General features: G+C 69.2%; 10 protein-coding genes and 2 pseudogenes. 4 read left to right on the top strand and 8 right to left on the bottom strand.

Annotated elements, in window-relative coordinates; all coding sequences use genetic code 11:
* Positions 1 to 129: helix-turn-helix domain-containing protein (locus AB0M27_RS42330; protein ID WP_365730651.1), on the bottom strand; the 129-nt coding region annotated here is incomplete at its 3' end.
* 90 nt (positions 130 to 219) lie between these two features.
* On the opposite strand from AB0M27_RS42330, the pseudogene AB0M27_RS42325 reads away from it, so the two are divergent.
* A pseudogene (locus AB0M27_RS42325) lies at positions 220 to 600 on the top strand (serine dehydratase beta chain); the annotation flags it as partial.
* On the opposite strand, the pseudogene AB0M27_RS42320 reads toward AB0M27_RS42325, so the two are convergent.
* The 3 genes and pseudogenes from AB0M27_RS42320 to AB0M27_RS42310 all read right to left on the bottom strand — a co-directional run.
* Positions 595 to 965: pseudogene (locus AB0M27_RS42320) on the bottom strand (ATP-binding protein); the annotation flags it as partial. The pseudogenes AB0M27_RS42325 and AB0M27_RS42320 sit on opposite strands and share 6 nt — an antisense overlap.
* A gap of 709 nt (positions 966 to 1,674) precedes the next feature.
* The gene (locus tag AB0M27_RS42315) at positions 1,675 to 3,261 is read right to left on the bottom strand and encodes a Na+/H+ antiporter (RefSeq protein WP_365730647.1); all 1,587 of its coding nucleotides are present in this window, start codon (positions 3,259 to 3,261) and stop codon (positions 1,675 to 1,677) included.
* Between the two features lie 961 nt (positions 3,262 to 4,222).
* The gene (locus AB0M27_RS42310) at positions 4,223 to 5,806 is read right to left on the bottom strand and encodes an FMN-binding glutamate synthase family protein (protein ID WP_365730649.1); all 1,584 of its coding nucleotides are present in this window, start codon (positions 5,804 to 5,806) and stop codon (positions 4,223 to 4,225) included.
* Positions 5,807 to 6,227: 421 nt separating this feature from the next.
* Between AB0M27_RS42310 and AB0M27_RS42305 the strand changes: the two genes are divergently transcribed.
* Positions 6,228 to 7,427 carry a cytochrome P450 gene (locus AB0M27_RS42305; protein ID WP_365730645.1) on the top strand — a complete coding sequence of 400 codons (1,200 nt, stop codon included), beginning with the start codon at positions 6,228 to 6,230 and terminating at the stop codon, positions 7,425 to 7,427.
* Positions 7,428 to 7,728: 301 nt separating this feature from the next.
* On the opposite strand, the gene AB0M27_RS42300 is transcribed toward AB0M27_RS42305, so the two are convergent.
* On the bottom strand, positions 7,729 to 8,385 hold the full coding sequence (locus tag AB0M27_RS42300; RefSeq protein WP_365730644.1) for a pyridoxamine 5'-phosphate oxidase family protein: 657 nt from the start codon (positions 8,383 to 8,385) through the stop codon (positions 7,729 to 7,731).
* Between the two features lie 15 nt (positions 8,386 to 8,400).
* Here AB0M27_RS42300 and AB0M27_RS42295 point away from each other — a divergent pair, with 15 nt between their 5' ends.
* Positions 8,401 to 8,622: a hypothetical protein gene (locus AB0M27_RS42295; protein WP_365730642.1), complete on the top strand. Its 222-nt coding sequence runs from the start codon at positions 8,401 to 8,403 to the stop codon at positions 8,620 to 8,622.
* 1,035 nt (positions 8,623 to 9,657) lie between these two features.
* On the opposite strand, the gene AB0M27_RS42290 is transcribed toward AB0M27_RS42295, so the two are convergent.
* Positions 9,658 to 11,454, bottom strand: coding sequence for an L-lactate permease (locus tag AB0M27_RS42290; protein WP_365730640.1), 1,797 nt, complete (start codon positions 11,452 to 11,454; stop codon positions 9,658 to 9,660).
* Between the two features lie 13 nt (positions 11,455 to 11,467).
* Positions 11,468 to 11,761 (bottom strand): hypothetical protein, encoded by a 294-nt coding sequence (locus tag AB0M27_RS42285; protein WP_365730638.1) that lies wholly within the window; start codon positions 11,759 to 11,761, stop codon positions 11,468 to 11,470.
* A gap of 1,228 nt (positions 11,762 to 12,989) precedes the next feature.
* On the opposite strand from AB0M27_RS42285, the gene AB0M27_RS42280 reads away from it, so the two are divergent.
* Entirely contained in the window at positions 12,990 to 14,162 is a 1,173-nt protein-coding gene (locus AB0M27_RS42280; RefSeq protein ID WP_365730625.1) for a globin domain-containing protein, read from the top strand.
* A gap of 251 nt (positions 14,163 to 14,413) precedes the next feature.
* On the opposite strand, the gene AB0M27_RS42275 is transcribed toward AB0M27_RS42280, so the two are convergent.
* Positions 14,414 to 16,120: a hypothetical protein gene (locus AB0M27_RS42275; RefSeq protein WP_365730623.1), complete on the bottom strand. Its 1,707-nt coding sequence runs from the start codon at positions 16,118 to 16,120 to the stop codon at positions 14,414 to 14,416.
* Between the last annotated feature and the right edge of the window lie 452 nt (positions 16,121 to 16,572).

The raw sequence follows: 16,572 nt of genomic DNA, 5'->3' as shown, positions 1-16,572 counted from the left end.
GACCGAGGAGAACCGGCGCTCACGGCCGACCCACGTGAACGGGATCTTGCCGTCGAGAGCCCACTGGCGAAGCGTCATCGGGTGTATCCCGAGACACTTCGCAGCCTTGGAGATACGCAGCAACTCCATGCACGCAACTATACATGCAACACTAAGGATTACTAACGAAGTTGGTGAGCCTGCTCGTGAGGGGCCCGCAGGCAGTAGGCCGTTGTTCTCGGGCTGGAAGGCGAGGTATCCGAGATCGTCGACCCTGCTGTTGCGGAGCCGACGGCGGACCGGGTCCAAGCGCTGCAGAGCCTACGGCTCCTGGGCAAGCACACCATCGCCTTCGAGCTCGACCAGGACGTGATCCTGCACCGCAGCAAGCGGCCGGCCTTCCACTCCAACGCCATGACCTTCGAGCCGCCGCACGTGACGGGCGGTCCCTGGCCTCGCGTACGTACTACTCCGTCGGCGGCGGTTTCGTCGTGGACGACCGCGCGGCCGACGGCCCGCAGATCGTCCCGGACAGCACACCGGTGCGCTACCCGTTCACCACCGGCGCCGAGCTGCTGGCACACAAGCAGGCCACCGGACTGCCGATCAGCTCGATCATGATGGAGAACGAACCGGCCTGGCGCAGCAAGGACGAAGTCCGCGTCGGCCTGCTCGGCCGCAGACGTCGCCCGGGGGCACCGCCTGCGCGCACCAGATGGTCTTGCCTCTGGCGTGCTGACGGCTCCCCCTGCGATAGGTGAGCTGGGCCACCGACAGCAAGCCGCGCCCGCCCTCGTCGCACATTCGTGCCCGGCGCAGGTGTGGCGCGGTGGTGCTGCTGTCCGAGACTTCGAAGATCAGTGTGTGGTCGCGAATGAGGCGCAGCCGGATCGGGCCGGCACCGTAGCGGATGGCGTTGGTGACCAGCTCGCTGACGACTACCTCGGTCACGAAGCCGGCTCTTCCAGTCCCCACTCCTTCAGCTGACGACCGACTTCCGCGCGGATCTCTGCCACCTCGGCAGGATCTGCGGGTACCGCTGCGACCAGATATCCGGACCCTGCTCCCGAACCGCCCCGGCTCCGACGACGCCACGCTGTTGCTCGTCCGGCCTCGTCGGCTCGGCGCTGAGGGTCGTTTCCGGGTGCCGGGCCCGCTACGCCGGCGACTGGCCGAGAGTGGTCGGCGTGGGGCGCCTGAACCAGGACAGCACCTCGCCGTAGCAGGCCACGGAAACCTCGCCCAGGGGGAGAGCCGACGCGGTCCATTGCGGCCAGGAGGTCGGTGGCGCGCTGGTCCTTGAACGCCACGACAGCTGTGGAAGGAAGGCCGAGGCCCGTCGAGTACATGGCGGAAGGTGGGTTCGCCGACTGCCTAGGTGCGGTATCCGGCGATCGCCTGGATGCATCAAGGACAACGGGACCAGGCCTCGACGAGCTGAGCCATTGCGTCGTCCGATGAAGCCGCGGGACGACCGGCGAAAAACCAATGTCAGGACCGAATGGGTTGAGGGTCGGCCTCCATGAAATCTCCACATGAGCCCGACACACACCCCACGGCTCCTCGCACTGAAGAAGCAGGTCAGCGCGTTGCCTGCACAGAGGTCGCCGTAACTCTTGGCAGGCCACTACGGCGATTCCAAGCAATATGCCTGAGTGCCCCGTCGGTGTATGAGCGGGTTGCTGAAGCCGGCCGTCAGTCGCGGGGGCGGAGGCTGGCTTCTTCGAGGTCGAGTTCGTGCTGGATCCGGCGCCGAGTGGCGTTGCTGATCTTGTTCGCTTCGTAGAGGCGCTGGAGCTCGGCCGCCTCGATGGCGATGAGTGTCCGGCGTATCTCGCGGTAGGCGTCGGCGGGGCGGGCGTCCGGGTCGCTGTAGTGGGCGTCTTCGACCTGGTGGATGCGCGCTTCCAGATGACGACGGGCCTGTTTCAGGGCGGCCTCGGCGGCGGTACCCAGATCGGCGAGCTGATCCAGATCGCCCAGCAGTTTCAGCTCATCGAGAGCGGCGTGGGCAATGTGCCGGCGGGTCCGGGCCTCCTCGCGGGCGGTGTGCTCCGGTTCCAGAGCGATGCCGGAGCAGCGGACGACGGGGGCCAGGGTGAAACCCTGAAAGACGAGAGTGAGCGCGACGGTCCCGGTGGTGAGCGTGAGAATGAGCGCCCGGTGCGGCAGCGGCGCCCCTGTGTGGGTGACCAGGGGGATGGAGAGCGCGGCTGCCAGCGGCATGACGCCTCGGGTGCCCGCCCAGGACAGGACGGCCGGAACGCGCCAGGAGAGGCGGTTGTCGCCTTCCCTGTGCCGGTGGTGGATCAGGGCGGACAACGGGAAGATCCACAGCAGGCGGATCGCCAGCAGGGTGAAGGCGATCACCGGCACCCACAGCGGCCAGCCGTGCTCGTCGCGCGCGAGATGGCGGACGGCCGAGGGGAGCTCGAGCCCGATCAGGGCGAAGACGACGCTCTCCAGCAGGAAGGTCACGGTGTCGTAGACGGCGTGGACCTGGAGGCGGACGGGGGCGTCGCCGAGCTTGTGGCCGGTGCTGCCGATGACGACCCCGGACACGATGACGGCGGTCACGCCGGAGGTGTGCGACTGCTCCGCGATGACGTAGGAGGCGTAGGGAGTGACCAGCGCGATGACGGTCTCCAGCATGGGATCGTCGGTCCGTCTGCGGATCAGGGTCACCACTGCGGCGAGCGCCGCCCCGATGAGGGCTCCTCCGCCCGCAAGGATCAGGAACTGCAGGGCGGTCCCCGACACACTGATGACGCTGCCGGACACCGCGGTGGCCACGGCGACCTTGTACAGGACCAGTGAGGTGGCATCGTTGAACAGGCTTTCCGCCTGCACCATGGCCTGCACGCGCGGTGGGAGCGACAGGCGCCGGCCGAGCGCGGTCACGGCCACGGGGTCGGTGCTGGCCAGGACGGAGCCGAGGATGAACGCGGTCGCGGCGGTGAGCGGCGTGATCACGCGGGCCACGTACCCGACGGCGACGGCCGAGGCGAGGACCAGGCCGAAGACCAGGCCCGTCACGGGCCGCCACACGGTGCGCAGGTCGCGGACGGAGATTTCCCCGGCCGAGGCGTAGAGCAGCGGCGGCAGCACCAGCACGTTGATCACGTGAGGCGGCAGGCGGACCTCGGGAACCCAGGGCATCAGCCCCACGACCAGACCCGCGACCACGAGGAGCGAGGGGGCGGGCAGGCTCCAGCGCCGGGCACCGGTCGCGACGGCGGTGGCCAGGACCACCAACAGCAGGACGACGATCAGGCCGGTCATGGAGCGTCCCCGGTGGGTTACGGCTTGTGACCCCCCTCTGGCCAGGTGCTTTACCAACGTAACCGACGTACGGCGGTGACGCAGCCGACGGGAACCAACGGCCGTCCGGTGTCCGGTGCCTTGTCCGAGCCCGGAGGTGTCACCGGCAGTCCCGACCGGGTATCCGGTGCAGGGTCAGCGCGGCGCCGAGGAGTTGGACGCCGCGGGCGGTGTGCGGGTCGACGCCGGTCGACTCGGTGACACGAGCCAGGCGGTTGTCGACCGTGCGCCCTGCCGCGCCAGCGACAAGGCGGTGGCCGCACCGATGCCGCTGGACGCACCCGTCACCAGCGCCGCACATCCCGCCAATGGCGCATCGCCATCGGCGAAGCCGGCGCCTGTCGCCGTAACGCCCTGATCCGCTGCTTCCGCGTGCCCGGCGTTCGGATCCCTCACACTCATGATCACCATTCACAGATCATCCCAGGGCAGGCTGAGGTGCCGCGAATCTCGCACCGCGGCCCACCGGCGAGGTGCCGCCTGCTCTTCGAAGCTTGCACCACGTGGTCCAAGACCGCCTCCGCGTATTCCTTGGACAGGTCTCGCCGGCCGCCTCGAACGGGGCATCCGCCATGTGCCCGTCTTCGGCTGATGGTGGACAGAGCCGCTTCGCCGCCACCTGCTCGGGCGCCCGGACGTACAAGCACTTCGAGGACTCCAAGCCCGGCTACGGCGCCTACCACCCGACCTGCACAACTGGCCGCAGGAGACCGATGCCGGCACCCGGCAGCGTGGTACGGGCACGCCGGTGCGTGGCCGAACGCGGCCGTGAGCCGGCGTCCTGATCCGGGCCAGGTCCGGGTATGCGCCCGCATCGGGACACCGCCCCGAGCCACCTGCCGAGGCCGACCGCGTCCCGGCGATGGTTCTCCCCTCCGCAGCTGTCCGACCGCTGTCGGGGCCAACAGACAGGGATCGCCCGTCAGCCGGTGAAACGGTCGGGATCAGCGGCCTTCCAGTCCGCTGCCCATGACTCCGGCGGCTCGATCAGCAACTGGCCGGGGGCCAGCCACTCGTAGAGCTCCGCGTAGGACTGGACGGTCACCGGGTCCACGCGCCGGCGCAGCATGTGCGGGCGCAGTTCGGCGGGCACGCTCACACCCAGCGAGGCAATGATCTGCAGTGCGCTCTTCACGGTGGCGGACTGGAAGCGACGGACCCGGGCCGACTTGTCGTCGACGTCCAATGCGCGTGCACGGCGCGGGTCTTGTGTGGCCACGCCGACCGGGCAGGTATTGGTGTGACAGCTCTGCGCCTGGATGCACCCGATCGCGAACATCATGGCACGTGCCGCGTTGGTGAAGTCGGCGCCTTGCACCATGCGCTTGACGATGTCGGCGCCGGTGGCCACCTTGCCGCTGGCGCCGATCTTGATGCGATCCCGCAGGCCGGCGCCGACCAGGGCGTTGTGGACGGTGATCAGTCCCTCGGTGAGCGGACTGCCGAGGTGGTCGGCGAACTCCAGCGGGGCGGCTCCGGTGCCGCCCTCCGCTCCGTCCACGATGATGAAGTCGGGCGCGGTGCCCTCCTCGATCATGGCCTTGCACACCGCCAGGAACTCCCGCCGGGAGCCCACGCACAGCTTGAAGCCAACCGGCTTGCCCCCGGACAGCTCGCGCATCTCGGCGATGAACCGGATCAGTTCCCGGGGTGTGCTGAAGACCTCGTGGTACGGGGGCGAGATGACCGTCCGCCCCTCGGGAACCTCACGTACCCGGGCTATCTCGGCGGTGACCTTCTCTCCGGGCAGCACCCCTCCGATCCCGGGCTTGGCTCCCTGCGACAACTTCAGCGACACGCACTTCACGTTGTCGTGAGCAGCCTTTTCGGCGAACCGCACGCGGTCGAAACCACCGTCCGTGGCGCGACAGCCGAAGTATCCGGTGCCGATCTCCCACACCAGGTCTCCGCCGTGACGCAGATGGTACTCCGACAGGCCGCCCTCTCCGGTGTCGTGGGCGAAGCCGCCGAGGGCGGCTCCCCGGTTCAGAGCGAGGATGGCGTTGGCGGACAGCGAGCCGAAGCTCATCGCCGAGACGTTGAGCAAGGACATGTCGTAGGGCTTGGTGCAGTCCGGGCCGCCGATGCGGACGCGGGGCTCCTCCGCCCGCACCGGGAGTGGCCTGATCGACGTTTCGAAGTATTCGTAGCCTTCGGCGTAGACGTTCCGCTCGGTGCCGAACGGGTGCTCCGCTTCGTCTCCCTTGGCGCGCTGATAGACGAGGCTGCGGACATCCCGGTCGAAGGGACGGCCATCGTAATTACGCTCGATGAAATACTGCTGCAGTTCGGGCCGGATCGACTCCAGCATGAAACGGATATGTCCCAGTACCGGATAGTTGCGCAAGACGGAATGGCGCCTTTGAAGCAGATCATGAGTGCCGACTCCGGCTACCGCAGCACACAACACGGCGGCCGGCCACCACCAGGGCGAGACGGTCAACGCCGAGGCGCCAAAGGAGATTGCCAGGGCGCCGATGACTGCGATCACTGCAGTTCTGATCATGCGTGGGAACGTACATCCTTCCGGGTCCGTGTCACCATCACCCAACCATGCGATATCCGACACATGGCCACCTCTCGGGGAGTGACCCGACGGATTCGCGAGTAAGAATTCCTCAAGGGCGGGAATAAATTCATCTCCCTGGAGTGCAATGGGGGGGTGAAAGGAGCGGCTGGTCGGTAATTCCACGTCCGAGCTGCGCTCAGCGTGGGCTGTGCCGGTTCTGGCGTGCTGCCGCTCGCGAGCGCAGGCCGATGTGGATCCCACTGCGCGCGACGTCTGGGCATCGATTACAGCGATCGCCGTGCTCGCCTTCGCCGACCGCGGGGCGCCGGTCTTCCCCGGCCCGGTTCGGCTGAATGCATCCTTCGCCGAAGCACCGCCCACTGCTAGCGTCGGGCGAACCGGGAGACGGAGGCAGGCGATGACGGCCGAAGTGATCGATCTGGTCGCGATGGGCGAGGACTTCGTCCGCGCTCCATATCCCGTTTACGCAGCACTGCGGGAGCGCGGCCCCGTCCACAAGGTGCGGATTCCGGAGGGTACGGAGGCCTGGCTCGTAGTCGGATACGAGGCCGGCCGGGCCGCGCTTGTGGATCCGCGGTTGTCCAAGCAGTGGGAGAACGCCTCGCCTTCCTTTCCGATCCCCAGTCCATCCGCGGGCCCCCACATGCTCAACTCCGATCCACCTGACCATGAGCGGCTGCGCAAGCTGGTCGTCCGCGAGTTCACTCCGCGCCGGATCGAGCAGCTCTCGCCGCGGGTGCGGCAGATCACCGACGAGTTGCTCGACGCGATGGTGGCGCTTCCGGAAGGGCGGGCCGATCTCGTCGAGGCACTCTCGTTCCCGCTTCCGATCTCGGTGATCTGCGAGCTGCTCGGTGTGCCGATGCTCGACCGGGCCGCGTTCCGCGCCTGGGTCGGCACGATCCTCACCGACCCCGACCCGGGGGCGCGGCTGGCGGCGACGGATGAGGTGGCCACGTATCTCGTCGACTTGCTTGAGCGCAAGCGCCAGACCCCGGGCCAGGACCTGATGAGCGCCCTGATCCGCACCACCGACGAGGACGGCGACCGGTTGTCCGCGGACGAACTGCGCGGTACCGCCTGGCTCCTGCTGGTCGCGGGGCACGAGACCACGGTCAACCTGATCTCCAACGGCGTATTGGCCCTGCTGACCCATCCCGACCAACTCGCCGCGCTGCGCCAGGACATGACGCTCATCGGCAACGCGGTGGAGGAGATGCTGCGCTACGACGGGCCGGTGGAGACGCCGACGTTCAGGTTCACCACCGAGGCGGTCGAGATCGGCGATACAGTCATCCCCGGCGGTGGTGAGCTGGTCCTCGTGGCCCTGGCCGACGCGAACCATGACCCGGCGCGCTTCCCCGACCCGGGCCGCTTCGACATCCGGCGGCCCGCGGGTGGTCATGTCGCCTTCGGTCACGGCATCCACTACTGCCTCGGCGCGCCGCTCGCCCGCCTGGAGGCTCGGATCGCGATCCATGCCCTGCTGGAGCGCTGCCCCGACCTCGCACTCGACGCCCACCCGGCCGCCCTGACCTGGCGCCACGGCATGCTCATCCGGGGCCCGCGTCAGCTGCCGGTGCGGTGGAAGCCCTGACCTCGCACTTGCGGACTACCTCATCCGTGCTGGTCAGGACGCATGCGTGGGTCGTGGAGGATGTTGCCGCATCGCCTGGACACGCTCCGTAAAAGCCATCCCCAGGAAGCGGGTGCGACGATGCGTACCCGCCAGGAGAACCTGCCACCGTCCGGCTGACGGAGCCGCCACGGCCACACCAGCGCCACCCACCTCGAACCCGGCTGCACCCCCCAACGCCCAAGAAACGGGGCGCCGTGGGGCAACTCCGTGTCCGAGGGGATTCGACGACACGGTCGTGATCGCGCACGGGCGACTCCGGTCACCAGGCCCTTCCGGCCGGCCGGGCGGCGTGAGGCGGGGCCGATGCCCTCGACGGGGGGTCGCCGGCCTCGCGGCGCGGGTGCTCGTCCGGAGTGCGGTCGGCTGCCTCGGCCGCCGCGCCGAAGAAGTCACCGCCCTTGCGCTTGGAGTCGTCCGTGCCCCACGCGCGGTCCGCGTGTGCCGGCACCTTCCGAAGATGCGGGATGTGCTTGGCGCAGTGGATGTACGCCTCCTCCACCGTGACCTCCACCCACAACCGGGCCCGGCGGCCGGGCGCGGGGTCGACCGGCAGGTCCGGGCGTTCGCGGCGCATCTCTTCGTCGGAGAGGACACGGGCCCGGCCGTTGACGTGGAGGCCGATCCGGTCCCGAAGGAAGTCGATCATGAGAATGCCGACGTGTGGATTCTCCTGGATGTTGCCGAGGCTGGCGAGGACGCCGTTGCCGCGGTACTCGGGGTAGGCCAGCGTCCTGTCGTCGAAGACCTGGACGAAGCCGGGAGGTCCGGCCCGGAAGGTGTTGTCGCACTCCCCGTGGCGGTCGGAGGTGGCAAGGAAGAACATCTCCTGCCGCGCCGCGAACTCCCGCATCCGCGGGTTGAGCCGGTCGAGCACCTGCTCGTCGTAGAACTTGGCGGCACGGTCCGCGGTGCCCATGCGCTCCTGGAGCCCGTGCTCGCCGTCACTGCCCGGGCGGTCGGGGTGGGAGGAGGGCCGGACGCGGCGGGCGTCTGGTCCGTGGACCCGCTGATGGTGGATCGCAGCGCCGTCGCCGTCACGGACCAGGCCGGCGCCTTCGGGCCCGGACGCGGCCGCCCCTTCGCCGTCCTGCCCGGCCTGCGGCGGCCCGGTGTCCGCTCCCGGGCACGCCGCAGCCCTCCCCTCGGGACCTGACTCCGTCCCACCACGCCGCCCCGGGGCATGGCCCGGGACGGGCTCTCGGCCCGGGTCCTCGTTCCGGTCCCGGCCGGGATGCCCGTCCAGGTTCAGGTGAGCGTCCACGTTCCTCTGTGTCTCCTTCAGGCGCTGGTGCCGTGGCCGGGCGTGGCCGCGACCGGTCCTACGACGGAGTCGTGCTGTGACCGCCGGGAGGGACACCGACCCGCGCAAGGGTGCCGGCCCCGCTGTGGATCACGGTCGGCGGTCAGGACGGACAGCGTCACGGCGATGCCACGGGCCGAACCGTCCCACGGCACCGGGCAGTTCACCGTCCGTCCCCCTCGCCAAGTCGTCGGAGTGTGCCAGAGACCCCGACTCCGCCGTGGCCGCCGACGTCCGGCGGTGTGGGAGTCGAGGCCCCGGTTCACCCGGTGAGCAGCCTGTCGCTCCATGCCACCTCCGCGGGCAGACAGCCGGAAGTCCGGGCCACACGGGCCGAGTTTCCGCCCCGGGTTGACACATCCTCACGGTTCAACAGCGCACGACCGCCTGGCCGAGCCGGTCTCAGACCATACCCGGCGGGGATGGATGCACAAGGGGCCGCTCCTCGGCGCATCCGCAAACCCCCGATTCATGCGGCACTGTCCGCAGCCGGGAAGATCATGGTTGGTCACGAATCGCCGTAATCGCCGTACCGGAGGGCGGGGAGGGCTGCTCGGGTGCTGCCGGGTCCGTCTCCCACAACAACCTGCACTCGACCGCACCCGCGCCAACGCAACGAATGTGGCCCTCGCCTCCGCCCACGACACCCTTGCGGTCCCCGGCCTCGGCGCCACGGCTTCGGAGCCGCGCGCCCCTCGCTCACCAAAGGGCGTCATGGGTTCTGCGCGACGGGCGGTACCGGGCCGCATTCCGTACTTTCATCGAGGGCAGCCGGCGGCTCGACTTCGTCAACGACCTCGTCGAGGACGCGCGGGAAGGACGTGCGGGCATCCCGGTCGACACGATTGGGATTTTTCGGCGCGTACAGTGCCGTGGTACACGCCCCTGTCAGGGGGTGGTTGCCGACGTGTTCACGACCATCCAGTCGAGCACCGGGGTGCTCTGCAGGTAGACCAGCACGCACATGAAGAGCATGAAGACCACGCTCCACACGATGACCCGGCGGAAGAGGATCCCCTCGCGGCCCTCGAAACCGACCGCGGCCGCGGCGATGGCGAGGTTTTGCGGGGAGATCATCTTGCCGAGCACGCCACCGGAGGAGTTGGCCGCGGCCATGAGGGTGGGCGACAGGCCGGCCTGGTGGGCGGCGGTGATCTGGAGAGCGCCGAACAGGGAGTTGGAGGAGGTGTCGGAGCCGGTGACGGCAACGCCCAGCCAGCCGAGGATCGGTGAGAGGAAGGCGAAGGCCCCGCCGGCACCGGCCACCCACAGACCCAGCGTGGTGGTCTCACCGGACTCGTTCATGATGTAGCCGAGTCCTATCACCAGCATGACGGTGAGCACCGCGAACTTCAGCTGGTCCAGGGTGCGTCCGTAGGCGCGCAGGGCGCGGCGCGGACCGACCTGGATCAGCACCATGCTGATCAGGCCGGCTATCAGCAGCAGACTCCCGCCCGCCGAGAGGTAGTTGAGTTTGAAGGTGGTGGCGACCGGGTCGCCGTTCGGCTTGAGGATGTGCAGCCCCGGCCAGTTGAGGATGTGCGTCACCGACTCCAGGCCGGTACCGGTCGCGCCGACCTCGGCCGGCGGCTTTCCGGTGATCGCCGGTACCCGGGTGGCCAGCACGAACACCACGATGATGGCCAGGTAGGGCGCGTACGCCTTGAAGACGTCCAGCGGCGAGTCGTGCGTGTCGCGGTCGGCGTCGGCGCGGGCCCGGGTCGGCAGCCGGGTGTCCACGGACTCGCCGCTGGCCGGGTCCGGCGCGCCGTCGGGGGTCCGCGGCCGGCGGGAGCCGCCGTTGGCACCGCCGAGGCCGTCGTCGAGGCCGTCGTCCTCGTCACTCTCCTGGTACGTCTCCTCGGCGTGCCACACCCGGGTGAACGCCAGGACCGCCAGCACGGAGGCGAGCGCGGCGATGATGTCGGCGAGCGGCACGGACCAGAAGTTCGAGGACAGGTACTGGAAGATCGCGAAGGACACGCCGCACACCACCGCCGGAGGCCAGGTCTGCCGCAGCCCTCTTCGGCCGTCCACGATGAACACCAGAGCCAGCGGCACGAACAGTGCCAGGATCGGCGTCTGCCGGCCGACCATCGCGCCGAGGTCGTCCACGGGCAGGCTGGTGACGCCCGCCAGTGTGGTGATCGGCACGGCTATCGCGCCGAACGCCACGGGTGCGGTGTTGGCGACCAGGGCGACGGTGGCTGCCTTGAGCGGCTTGAAGCCCAGGGCGATCAGCATGACCGAACTGATCGCGACGGGCGTGCCGAAACCGGCCAGCGCCTCCATGAGGGCGCCGAAGGAGAAGGCGATGATGATCGCTTGCACCCGCTGGTCGTCGCTGATGGACGCGAACGACCTGCGCAGTACGTCGAAGTGGCCGGTTTCGACGGTGAGGTTGTAGACCCAGATCGCGTTGATGACGATCCACATGATCGGGAAGAAACCGAACGCGGCTCCCAGGAGCCCGCTGTTGAGCGCGTCGGCGAGCGGCATCGAGTACACGGCGACAGCGAGCACCACGGCAACAACGAGGGAGATCAGCGAGGCGAGCCACGCCCTCATCCGCACCACGCCGAGCAGCACGAACAGGACGAGCAGCGGAAGGATCGCGATGATGGACGACAGCCCGAGCGAGTGACCCACCGGACTGTAGTCCTGCTGGTAGTTGGCGAGGATCATCTAGCACCCTTTTCTACGACACCGGAGAGGAGGGGGCCGCGCCACGGGTCGGCACCGTGGTGGTCCGTGGGATGGCGCGCGCGACGACGGCGCCAGGGCCGTATAGCGCTCGCTCGAGCGACTTCCGTACGGGGGACGCGACCTGCGTCCGGCACACGGTGTTGGCGGTCATCATGACCTCGGCGCGGTTGGCCGGCACCGCTTTCGCCTTGCGCCCGCCGGGTTCGCGGGCGGGTGCGGGATGCAGCAGGTTGTACGTCTCGGCGCTCGCTCCCATGGCGATGTGGGATCTGATGCGGTGTCCCATGCGGGCACTCCGAGGTGTTGGCGACGAGGTCGATTCCACTACTCGGTAGACACCAACCGAATGGTGGAAGAATGCAGTGGTGCCAGACCTGTGTCAAGGGTCACGAGTGGCCTACGTCACGGCCGAACTCCCGCCAAAGCGCGGGCACATGACTGAGCGGCGGCTGGCCGGGGGCCCGACGTGCCCCACCGCCTTCCGATGAGAGGGCTGCAGCGCCCACTCCTCGTGGTACAACCGGAGACGTTCCCGCGCCGGCACCGTGACCTGCCCGAACGGCGCGAAGCCGGGACCTGCGTGCCCGAGCGACGCAGGCGTCCGCCCACCAAACGCTCCATCCGCGTGCCGTCCTGCGACGGACGGACCAGCTCAGGAACGTTCGAACTCCGCCGGTAGCACGCCATCGACCGCCCGTACGTTCCCCACCACCGCCAACGCTGGACCGGCAAGGGCCTGACGCCGCTCGCGTGCGTGCCAACCGCGCAAGCCAAACCCTGAGATCGCCGGTGTATACCCTCCTGAGGTGCCCCGGTTATCCGGATTTACCGACAGGGATCATGTTCAGCTCGGTGAATTCACCTGGTATTACGTTGTCGTGAGCCATGGCTTCTGAATCCACCGCAGCAGGTCTGTTCCCGGCCGGTTCCACACGCTTCCTCCGGTCGGTTCCGCGTCGACTCCCCCTCCTCGGCGCCGAACACGCGCGTCGCGGGCCGGCCTGTGGGGCGTAAGCGCGCGAGTGGCGGCGAGGTCGTGCCTATCCTTTGGTTGACTGGTGAAGATTGCGTATTAGGGTGAATGCGTTCCGGCCGATCGCCACCGAACGGCAGGACGCCCCAGGGAGTTCCGCCCCGTCCGTTCCCAAGTCGCCCGTGTGCGGCCGAGTTGATCCCTGGCGTCGCATCGTGACGGCGCCACAGCCGAATGGCGGACCCTTTCTGGGTGCTGGGTGGGCATCCGGCACAGCGGAACCCTGTGCCGGCCATCGGTCTGTCCCCGGCAGCCGCGACCGGTTGTGCAGCGGTCGCGGCGGTCCCCGCTCCCCACTGCTCTGACACTGAATTTCCCTCATGGTGATGACGATTCAATCTGAAGCGGGAGGCACCCGGTGATATTCTCCCGTGCGTCGCGAGGACGCCGTGACGCAGCGGATGCCACGGCGCAGTCACCGGAATCAGCACCGCCTCCCTCCACTCCCTCGCCCCCGGCGCCGAGTCCGCTGCCGGACCTCGTGCCGCTGACCGCGGAGGAAATCGCCCTGATGCGCGCGAGCGTGGCCGCGGTCGGCCCGTACGCAGCGGACATGACGGTGTATTTCTACGCCGTTCTGTTCGCACGCTACCCCGAGGTGCGCGGGCTCTTCCCGGACAACCTGGACGTCCAGCGCGACCGGTTGCTGCGCGGGCTGCTGCAGATCGTGGACCTCGTCGACAACCCGGAGAACCTGATCCGGTTCAGCGGCCGGCTCGGTCGCGACCACCGCAAGTTCGGGGCGCTGAACGGCCACTACCCCGCGGTGGGCGAGTGCCTGCTCACATCCCTGGCCCGCTACGCCGGCCCGGCGTGGAGCCCGGAGCTGGCCGCCGCATGGACGCACGGATACGGCGTCGTATCGCAGGTGATGATGCACGCCGCGGAGGAAGACGCCCGCACGGCGCCCGCGGTGTGGGAGGCCGAGATCATCCACCACCTGCACCGCGGCCATGGCATCGCGGAAATCACCGTGCGGCCCGACGCGCCCTACCCGTACACGGCAGGACAGTACGCGAGCGTGGAGACGCCCTGGCACCCCAAGGCGTGGCGCTACTACTCGCCCGCGCACGCGCCGCGACCGGACAACACCGTGACCTTCCACGTGCGTGCGGTCGCCCAGGGCCAGGTCAGCCAGGGCCTGGTCTACAGCGCCAAACCCGGGGACGTGGTGCGGCTCGGACCCACTCAGGGCGACATGACGCTCGACCCGCGCAGCGACCGGGATCTGGTGTGCGTGGCCGGCGGGACCGGCATGGCCCCCATCAAAGCCCTGGTCGAGGACGCGGCCCGCACCGGGACAGAGCGCTACGTCGACGTCTTCGTCGGCGCGCGGACCGCCGAGGAGCTCTACGGCCTGGACGACATGCTCAGGATGTCCCAGCGGCACCACTGGCTCTCTGTGCGGGCCGCGGTGTCGCACGAGCGCATTGCGGGGCTGGAGGGCACCCTGCCACGGGTGCTGAACGAGTTCGGGCCGTGGTACCGGCACGAGGCGTTCCTCTCCGGGCCGGTGGACATGGTCACGCAGGCCAGCGCCACCCTGGCCCGGCAGGGTGTCCCGCCGGAGCGGATCCATTTCGACCCCTTCGACGTGCCCGCACTCGAGGCCGCGTTGCTGCCCCGGCAGTTGCGGGAACCGCCCGAGGACTGAGCGTCCGGCCCGACCCGGCCCCGGCCGTGCGGCCACTCGCTTGCCGCGCCCGCCCGCCGGACTCGGCTTCGCCCCGTCCGCTCCCGGCCGAGCCGCTGCCGGACCACCGCCGGCGCGCCGGGCCCGTTGCTGTACAGCACCGCAGTACAGCAGCCACCCCAACGGCACGCGAGCTTCAGTTGCTTGGCGTCAGCCCCCGAGCGGCCGCTATGACGGACCGCTGAGCGTGGCAGGGTCGGAGCGGGGGCCGCTCATGTGCATCCGGCGTCGTTTTTCGGTCGCAGGCCCGGCTCGCGGACCATCGCGGTTATCTCGGCGGCGGCACGCTCAGCACGGCCTGGGCGGCGCAGCCGTCGCTCCAGCGGCGGGAAGCCGACACTGCCGACGGGGGCGTCGTCCACATCGGTGCGGCAACGGACGATCAGCTCACCTTCGGGGGTGTAGACAGCGCCGATGACATCCGCCCACGGGAGGTGGGCAGTACGCCACAGGCCGCGAACGTGCAGTCCATTGGAGTCGGCGGTGATCCGCCAGATCATCGTCCGGAGGCAGACGCTCACCCAGTACAGACCACCTACCGACCAGAGGGGCAGCTGCCACCACGCAGGGGAACCCGTGAAGAGCGTCCCCAGCAGCATGACGGTCAACGCCGCTCCGACGGAGCGCGCCACCGGACCTGCCTGCCACCGGACCGGTCCGGTGGCAGGGGTCATCGCGGCGAGGGCGTCTTGGACGCGGGCCTCGGCGACCCGGCGGTGTGCGGCCGCGGGTGCTGTGCCGGGACGGTATACCCCGGGCTTGCCCGTGCCGTCGGGAGAACCGTGCCGTATCGGGGACGCGGTCCCCTCGACGAGCCACTGCCCGGACTCCGTTGCGCTCGCCAGAATCAACTCACCGCCCTCGTGAGGTGCACCGTAGAGCAGGGCTTGGCGCAGTGCCGTGCGGGTGCGGGCGTGGGGCTCGTAGCTCAGCACCGGGCGCAGGGTGGCGGTGTCGTCGGCGGTGAATATCTCCGTACGCCCCTGATGGTGACGGGTCAGGACGCGCAGTACCGGGACCGGGGCGCGGTGCAGCGCCACCGCTCGGCCGCGGGAGAGCAGGCCCGAGCCGAGCACGGTGACACCGAGCCCGGCGAGGACGAGTGCCAGCGCCTGGCGGCCGGTGCGGTCGCCGTAGGGCTCAGTGGCGAGCCGCATCCAATCGCCGTGCATCAGCACCGGCACGCTACTGCCGACCCGATAGCTGCCCTGCGCGTCGAACCTGTGTCGTGTGTTGTTGGAAAGGCGGACGGTGACGGTGTAGTCGTCAGTGTTGTAGGCCACGACTCGGGCGTTCTCCGACGTGGCCGTACGGGCCAGGCGGTCGTCTGTCCGGTCGTCGACGACGACGGTCGTGATCAGGGCACCGGCCACCGCGCACAGGATCGCCCCCGCAATGCCGCGGACCAGGCCCCGGCGCCAAGGGCGGACGTCGTCCGTCGCCGGGGCAGGCACCGTGATGCCGCCGGCCGCGTCAAGCACGAGCGAGCGTTGGCGGCCGCGCGCCCGCATCCGCGCCACGACGGCCGCCCATCCCCAGCACAGCGCCGCCACAACGACGGCGTCCGCGATCTTCTCGGCCGGCCCACCCAGCCAAGTATCGGGATTGCTCATCCAGATCAGCAGCAACGGAGCGGACACGAGCGCGAGTTCCGGTAGCACAAACAGCCACACCAGGTGCGGCAGGAAGAGCATCGTTCCGGTCGCATCGAGCCAGTCCGCCCCACAGGGCGCCGCCACCGTGCATATCGGGTCGGGCGAGAACATCACCCCCGCCATGACCACGGCCACCAGCAGCACCACAGCCGGCCCCACCGGCCGCGCCCACGCGGGCACCCGGGCGTCCGCCCACCGCCTGCCATCGGCGGACACCCAGGGGCGAGCGGGGACATCCGCGTACGGCGCTGAACTCGTCGTCACCCGCGTATTATTGGTCACGGTTGTTTGGCCCCTGCGCCTGGGGCCACCCCGAGTAGTACGCCCGGTGGCGAGCGCCGATCGTTGCTGCGGTTGGTTTCAGTTCTGGTCTCATTCACTGACGATCACGGATCTTCTCAGCGCTTGGCCGCAGGTTCAGTCCTGCAGGCCGTCACCAACAAAAGCGCCCCAGAGGGGATATTCCTCCGGGGCGTTTCGTGTCTCTGGCGGTAACGCAGTACACCGGTGCCAGCAGAGTCAGCACCAGCCCGATCACCTGCCACGCCTCGTACGGACCGGTCGTCGTTCCATCAGGCTGCACGTCACGATGCTGGTCCCAGCCCAGCCACAGCCACAGCGAGTGAGGTTCCCCCGAGATGCGGGGAAAGGTGACAGCAGGTCAGATGGGTCTCATGAGAGGAGCCCAGACGATGCCTGCCCCGAGGAAGTACCCG

This window comes from Streptomyces sp. NPDC052107, assembly GCF_040680215.1.
In the GTDB taxonomy this organism is placed as follows: Bacteria; Actinomycetota; Actinomycetes; order Streptomycetales; family Streptomycetaceae; genus Streptomyces.
Note: the sequence above shows the minus strand (reverse complement) of the source record. Positions and strands in the feature narration are given on the sequence as shown.

What these genes read in the sequence shown, in the direction of transcription:
- AB0M27_RS42305 (WP_365730645.1), top strand. Translation starts at nt 6,228, where the DNA reads ATGACGGCCGAAGTGATCGATCTGGTCGCGATGGGCGAGGACTTCGTC.
- AB0M27_RS42300 (WP_365730644.1), bottom strand. Translation starts at nt 8,385, where the DNA reads ATGGGCACCGCGGACCGTGCCGCCAAGTTCTACGACGAGCAGGTGCTC.
- AB0M27_RS42310 (WP_365730649.1), bottom strand. Translation starts at nt 5,806, where the DNA reads ATGATCAGAACTGCAGTGATCGCAGTCATCGGCGCCCTGGCAATCTCC.
- AB0M27_RS42285 (WP_365730638.1), bottom strand. Translation starts at nt 11,761, where the DNA reads ATGGGACACCGCATCAGATCCCACATCGCCATGGGAGCGAGCGCCGAG.
- AB0M27_RS42290 (WP_365730640.1), bottom strand. Translation starts at nt 11,454, where the DNA reads ATGATCCTCGCCAACTACCAGCAGGACTACAGTCCGGTGGGTCACTCG.
- AB0M27_RS42315 (WP_365730647.1), bottom strand. Translation starts at nt 3,261, where the DNA reads ATGACCGGCCTGATCGTCGTCCTGCTGTTGGTGGTCCTGGCCACCGCC.